We start from the raw sequence: 7,043 nt of genomic DNA, 5'->3' as shown, positions 1-7,043 counted from the left end.
GGACGGAGAGAGTGAGGAATGGGACTGAAATGTAGTAGTGGGAGAAGAGGCTGTGCAGGAGGAGTGGAGGGCAGAGGGGTACTATACAGAGGTCAAGAAGTAGTAATACAAGATAGAACGATATGCAAAATTGATAATTCAACGAAAGGAATGTAGGAGGTAGTCAGTAGGCAGTAGGCAGTAGGCAGTAGGCAGTAGGCAGTAGGCAGTAGGCAGTAGGCAGTAGGCAGTAGGCAGTAGGCAGTAGGCAGTAGGCAGTAGGCAGTAGGCAGTAGGCAGTAGGCAGTAGGCAGTAGGCAGTAGGCAGTAGGCAGTAGGCAGTAGGCAGTAGGCAGTAGGCAGTAGTTATTTTATTCAAATCTTACTACAAAAGAATTTGGAATATAAAACATTTTATATATGAATATTTATTTTAAGAAAGGTAGTCATTAGTATGTCATTAAAAAACATAGCAGTGGGAGAGGTAGAAGTCTGGACACCAACCGTAGAACTTCTGCCTCAATCCCTTGACTCTAGAGCCCCTCCTTATAGGAGAGTTGAAAATGACTAGTTATCCATATATGTAAAGGAAAATTTTAAATTTGAACAGAAAAAATAAGAAAAGACTGATAACATCAGAATCCAAAGTTCGTTATCGATTGTTTTCCAAAGATAAGTGGAAATACTTATACGCAACAATGGCGCTTGCGACACTCTTAGGTAATCTACCAACTGAACTGGTCGTGAACGCTGGCCCTATCAATGGGACAGTCAATAGCGTCGGGACTGACTCGGACAGTAAAAGGACTGACTTTGAAGATGTTGTCTATCATCCGACTAACAATAACTCAGCGACATCTCTCACAGTCAAAATACCAGATGAGGTGACAGCTGATGCAAGGCTTAAAGCTGATGCCATTGCCAATAACACGATTACCAGACCTAAAACGTTAGCTGAGTTCTTAAATGCTTGGAAAGATAGCAAGGTCACGTATATTGAGGTTGAGGCTGATATCCCAAGCACATTGATGACATCGACTGCGCGTCCAAATGGTGCGCCCCCCCTCGTTGTCCAAGGGAATGGTCATACGGTTGATTTAGGTGGTACGAACTTGAAATTAGCTGCCGTCACATCAGAAACTAGCGTTACCTTCAATAACATCAACTTTAAAGAAGATATTGCGGGAACTGCGACAGCGGATAGCTCATCCTTCCTTGTGACAGCTAGTGGTACTGGCACGAAGCTGACGGTCAATATGCACCATTTTAGTTTGTCAAGAAGTGATGCTTCTTCGACAACTAAAGGCCCAATCCACGGTGTCTATGCCACTGGTGCTAGAGTTGTCTTTTCTGGTGATAATACCTTTGACATGGCAGGTGGGATTGTAAGAAGTGTTGGTAGTGTTGAAATTGCCAATAACGCCAGTGTCACGCTCAAACGAAATGCTACGGATATCTACACATCAGCGCTTAGATTTGCAGCCTTACCATCAGGTAGTGTCGGCAAATTTAGTGGCCTTCGGATTGCTAATGGCGCTAGACTTGACATAGAACAGTTTAACACTACTGGCAAGGCCAAGGATGCTACATCTCTTGACGGCGTTTATAATGAAGTAACGACGGGAGACGATGTTACTTGGCGTCAGCAAAATTTCGGCTATTTCATCCGTTCTGGACAAGATACTGGGAATTGGACTTTTGGTCAAAAGAATAGCATAGAAATTCCTCGAATACTCAATGGGAATGCTTTAACAAGTGCTTATGGCAAAAATATCTTCTTCAATGCCGGACTTAAATTAGAACTCAAGCAAAACTTGGCGAATTCTTATTCTCCTATCCAAGCTTCGCAAGCTATGATTAGATTCATCTCACCAAACTCTCTACATGTGGCGATTCAGAATACTTATGGTAATAGCCAATCGGGTAAAATATTTTACGGTGTTGATACTATGAATGGTAAAATGTTATTTACGAATGCCACTATCCAAGGCTGGACAGGAACAAATAATTCATCAAGTGCAGCTAATTTTACTAGTACTTTTAAAACACTGGAAGTCAGGGAAAATGGCAGTAGAAAAGATGGTTCTCCTAGAACAGATGCCAACGTCTTTGGCAACACGACACGCGAATTTAAGATAGAAGGCTCAGGTGTTGGAGAAATCAAGATAAACTATATCGACCAAAATGGGAACAAAGTAGGCGATACGGATATGCCATTAGTTGACGGTACAAACTTCGTCGGTCAGAGTTTCAAGCTTGCGACCAAAGAATTTGCCATTGACAAGATGCCAGTAGGCTATAAATGGGCGATTGATGAGCAAGTTAAACCGAGTGCCAAAACTGATGCCCAATCAACTGGTGATACGACCAATGATGCGGATAACGGCGATGCTTACGGTCAAGCAAACTATGCAATCGTTCCGATGAAGGGGGAGACTTATGAGTATAATATCTATGTTTATACTGAAGGGAATCCAAATATCACCTATACCTACGTAGATGCTTTGTCAGGACTGCCTGTTGCAACGGATAAAGCGACAGTTGGTAGCGAGCGAGCGGGAAATCATGTGCCGGCTCATATTGGGAATACGATTGACTGGACGAGCAAGCTCTACACTGAAACGAATATCCCGACCAACTATGTTTATGCGCCAAGCAATAAATTGCCAGCGAATGCCACACAACCGACAACGACAAAAGTGACGGATACTGTGACAGCTTCACATGTCTTGATTTACGTTTATGATCCGAGATATAAAGGCTCTCTTAAACTTTCTGAGGTGCCGGATTTGCACTTTGGTGTCCAAGTACTTTCGCCTGAAAATAGAGGAAAAATCTATCCAGCGAACTTCCAAGGTGCGCTAACGGTGCTTGATGATCGGACGGATATCAAAGATGGCTGGAATCTATCGGTGCAACAAGCAGCACCTTTGACATCAACGGATGGTAAGACAATCTTGAAAAATTCACTTTTCTTCCGTCAGGCAGATGGTGGTGGCCTGACACCTTTAGATACTGGTAGTGACGTGGTTGTTTATGACCATACCTCTAAAGCTGGTCTGGGTATCTTAGAAACAGTGAGTCCGATAGGTAATTGGAATCAAAAAGCTGATGGTGTCGGTTTCTATCTGCAAGATAATAGGAGTCTTGCAGCGGGAGACTACTCAACGGTTTTAACTTGGACATTAGGCGCAGGACCTAGTGCATAAGCTGTCATGCGTAAAAGGAACACGGAAAACAACAACTTTAGCTAATCATTTAAAAGGTATGCCTCCCTATCATTCGGGGGCATACCTTTTAATTTATTTTGAGGACGCTTAAGCTTGTATCAGGGTGCTTTTTCAGTTGGTATCATAAGTGCTACTATAGCTAAGCTGAGAAAAAAATTTCGCAACAGTTTGATAGGTGTGAGCGTGATAGCTTGTCGATAGGAGATGTATGCTATAAAACCTTGTTATGTATCGGTTTTTTTGTAAAAAAAGAGGTTCTTAAAAAGGTAATGAGTAGTATAATAATAAGTGTCATTTGTATTTCTATCCAATACTCATTTTATAAAAATCGAAAAGATATATTTTAAAGAAAATCCGACCATATCATTAGGATAGTTTGACAAAATGGGATATAATGGATGTTAGAGGATAGGAGGAACGCTTAATCACTACTGGTTTTTAAGTGTTCAGACTTTCTTAAAAAAACAAAAAATTAAGTAATCAGAAAGATAGCTAAATATGAGAAATTTAAAACAGGATGCAAATCAAACCAACTATCGTGCATGGAAATCAGGTAAAAGATGGCTCTATGCCAGCCTTGCCTTAGCGAGTGTTGTCGGTGGTATCGCACTAGAAACAACAGGGGTCACGCCTAAAGTCTTATCTTATATCCAAAAAGATTTAGGCAATGATGTCGTGGAAGCCTTGGCAAGTACACCAACACTCTTAAACCGCGGTGATATCTTACAGCCGGATTTCTATGCGAAAACAGGGGAATTTGAAGTCCCTGCATCTGTAGCGAGCGACTTTCCCAATAATGCGTTCGTAGACTACAGCAGTAAGATTACACCGGGATTTTCTGGGAATACCTATGTCATTCCTTCGGCTACCGATGCGAATGCGATTGCGGCTTATAACCAACCGCTTGACCCGAAAAAAGATTTCTCTATCTCGGCTGAGATTACTGTACCTAATGCGCAAATTGGTGCGGCAGGGATTTATATTTCGGATGTGCCGACAGATGAAATTGTGAGCAAACTAGGTACTGGTACTGGTAATGGTGGCGGGTCATCAGGTTCACTTAAGACCAACTCATATAATGGTAATTATATGTTGTTCTCAGGCTTTCATAACACAGGTGGCTATGTCGCGATTTTGTCAAGTGGTAAAGACTACTCTCTTGAAAATGGTAACAAGTCAGATTATCGGGATTCAGACTACGTGAGTCTCGGTGGTGGAACTAATGGAAAAAATGTTACAATCCAAGCGACGATTGACTATAAGGTATCGACAGGTATTGTGACAGTAACCTATAACCATAACTCTAAAGCCACTCCAGCTTCAAAATCGGTTAAATATAAGATTAATCAGAATGACCCAGTTTACTTAGGGATTGTTGGTAATGGTGCTAAAAGCGATAGCAAAGGTGAGTACACAAGTAGAACGACAGTAACAGCTATCACAGGCTCATATCTCTCTGCCAACCGGACAGTTGAGTTCAAAGATGATGCTGGTAATGCTTTATTTGCACCTTCTAGAGTCTTGATGCCACAGGGTGGGCGTCTAGGTATCGGGAATGCTGATACCACGACACCTTACTACTATGACAAACCAGATGCTCCTCAAGGCTATACTTACCTTGCCAGTCAAAACCCAAGTGTCGGTGGCGATAGAAGTGTCACAGTGACTTATCAGCGTGATGTGCAGACTGGTTTAGTTGAACGGATTAATAACGCAACAGGTCAAAAAATGGCTACAGCCAAAAATATTGACATTAAAGGTCTAACCAACGAAAACAAATCAATCAATGTTCCGGGGATTTCAGGTTATTACTATCTGAATCAAATTTCAGGAGTTGGTGTGACGAGTCCGACCTATGCGGCGGACGGCTCAACGCTTGACTTTAAACTGGCAATGGATAACACAGCCAATGGGACAGCTACGACTGACAGTCAAGAACAGCTCGTTGAAACTTATATGATGCCTTCAGTACAGGAGCGTATCTTAACGATTACAAAACCTGATGGCACGACAACAACAGAGAAACAAGTGTCAAATACCGATGTTGATTTCACGACACTTGCAGGTCAATATGCCATTCCGGGCTATCGTGCAGTGATTGATGGCAAACCAGTCAGCGATGCGCAAGCCAATCTAGGGATTCCGGGAGAAGCAACAGACCATACGGATAACTTAAAAGCAACGACTGATAAGACCCCTCAAACACACACGATTACCTATCAAGCTGACGGACAAAAAGCGATGATTGTCTATCGAGATGTGACAACAGGAACGGATATCAAAACAGATAACCTCAGTGGTGTTTCTGACTCCCTCATCTCTTATGATATGGCGACAAATCTTAAGTCGTATACTAACCAAGGCTATGCGGTAAAATCGAACAACTTTGCTGCTGGCTCTGAAAAATTTGATACCGATCCAAATGTCGACCAAACTTATCTGGTTGAACTAGTCCATGATACAGAAGAGAAAAAAGAATCAAAAACAATCAATCATGAAGTTAAGTACAGTGTAGATGGTGGGAATGCCCTAGTACCTAAGCCTGACTATACTCTAACTGCCAATGTCGACTATCTTTATTACGTGGACAAAGTAACAGGGACTAAAATCACAAGTGACTTTGCTGATTATTCGGTCAAAGGTGATGCCACACGCAATCCAGTAGCACCTGTATATCAAGAAGGTAAACCGACCATCCCTGAAGTTACGGTAGATCCAGATGGTACGATTACCTTTGATGCTCCTGATGCTCCTGATTTGGACAGCAGATATATTACCCAAGTGACGGAAAACAGAACGATTCACTACAATAGTATCGTCACTAGTGGAGATACTATCACGAGTACAGTAGTCTATAAATATCAAGGGAATGTCCAACTGACGACTGTCCCAGATATCGACTTTGGAACTCAGATTATCACCTCTAAAAACAAAGGGAAAGTTTATCCAGCAGTTTATTCAAAAGATTTAGTTGTGGATGACAACCGTAAAGATGTTAAAGATGGTTGGTATTTAACTGTTAAACAATCAACACCATTTGTATCATCAAATGGTCAAGAAACTTTGACGAATTCACTCTTCTTCCGTGTGACAGATGGTGGCGCCCTGACCTCTTTAGAAGGTGGCGGGACATTGATGGTTTACAATTACACCAATCAAGCCCCTCTAGGAACGCTTGAAACCATCAAGCCGACAAGTACGTGGAATCAAAAAGCTGACGGCGCTGGCTTCTATTTAAAAGATAATGGCAAGGTTAAAGCGGGCGATTATTCGACTACTTTAACGTGGGAATTAGTAGCAGGCCCTAAAGTCTAATCGGTCATCAGCAAAACACGCAACATCTAAGCGACTAAAATAAGATGACACTATAGTCCCTCAATCGGAAGTTTTCGATTGAGGGGCTATTTTTGTTTGAAAGGATAGGATGAGAGAGTTGAAGACAGTAGTAGGATAAAACGCCTGCGGCATTCAACTGTTCCGTCTACTCATATAGACCAAGTGCTTGAAGGTGGGTACGACATCAGTCGAGTGATAGCTAGGTTTTGAGCTGCTGATGTTTGCCATGCTCACAAAAAGCAGAGAGAAATACTTGGCGAGTAAGGTATCAAGCATAGAAAAGAGGCTGGGACAAAAGTAAAATAAAAAGCAAGCTAATCCAATCAATTTTGATTGTTCTAGCCTGCTTTTTTTCTATATCCGACAGGTTGCCATCAGTTTTCTGAGATTAATCGCCATCAAAGCTAAACCAATCTCCTGTCTAACCTTGTCTTTGCCTCTGACCGAAAATCGAGTGAAACCCAAATTAGCCTTCAGACGTGCAAAGGCAGGCTCTAC

At 42.0% G+C, this 7,043-nt stretch carries 3 protein-coding genes; 2 read left to right on the top strand and 1 reads right to left on the bottom strand.

All coding sequences use genetic code 11. The annotated features are described in order from the left end of the window. Positions 1-581: 581 nt before the first annotated feature. The gene (locus ACYQ21_RS14145) at positions 582-3,188 is read left to right on the top strand and encodes a pectate lyase-like adhesive domain-containing protein (protein ID WP_460059195.1); all 2,607 of its coding nucleotides are present in this window, start codon (positions 582-584) and stop codon (positions 3,186-3,188) included. 519 nt (positions 3,189-3,707) lie between these two features. Continuing rightward, positions 3,708-6,524, top strand: coding sequence for a mucin-binding protein (locus ACYQ21_RS14140; RefSeq protein ID WP_460059193.1), 2,817 nt, complete (start codon positions 3,708-3,710; stop codon positions 6,522-6,524). Between the two features lie 375 nt (positions 6,525-6,899). Here ACYQ21_RS14140 and ACYQ21_RS14135 read toward each other — a convergent pair. Next, positions 6,900-7,043 (bottom strand): transposase (locus ACYQ21_RS14135; protein ID WP_460059196.1); only part of this gene is annotated, 144 nt, incomplete at its 5' end.

It is taken from the genome of Pseudolactococcus yaeyamensis (assembly GCF_054658615.1).
Note: the sequence above shows the minus strand (reverse complement) of the source record. Positions and strands in the feature narration are given on the sequence as shown.